The sequence below is a fragment of the Mesorhizobium sp. M2E.F.Ca.ET.209.01.1.1 genome (genome assembly GCF_004010375.2).
Lineage (GTDB): Bacteria > Pseudomonadota > Alphaproteobacteria > Rhizobiales > Rhizobiaceae > Mesorhizobium.
This window is the reverse complement of the sequence record NZ_SADP02001260.1, coordinates 1-286: the sequence shown is the minus strand read 5'-3', so window position 1 is coordinate 286 and position 286 is coordinate 1. Positions and strand designations below refer to the sequence as shown.

Sequence of the window (286 nt, the reverse complement as noted above, 5' to 3'; positions counted from 1 at the left end):
TGGCGACCGCATCTTCCGCACCTATTTCATCAACAGCCGCGGCGACGAGGCGATGGGCACCGTCTGGAGCTATCTCGACGCCACCCCGCTCGGCCGCCAGGAGGTCTGGGAGGACTCGCCTGAAGGCTATCCCCAGACCCCGCTCTACAGCTGGTGGAACTGGCACGACAATTACGAAGCCGGGGCCGACAAGAAATGGGCCGAAGTGTCAGCCGCCGGCGAGGCCGCGTTGCGCGACAAGAGCGCGTAGCAGCGCTTGGCGGGAAAGGGTGGCACGCCCCATCCT

At 66.1% G+C, this 286-nt stretch carries 1 protein-coding gene; it reads left to right on the top strand.

What is annotated here, in order from left to right:
• The coding region (locus EN852_RS39980) for a DUF899 family protein (RefSeq protein WP_135879988.1) at nt 1-250 on the top strand (250 nt) is incomplete at its 5' end.
• Nucleotides 251-286 lie beyond the last annotated feature (36 nt).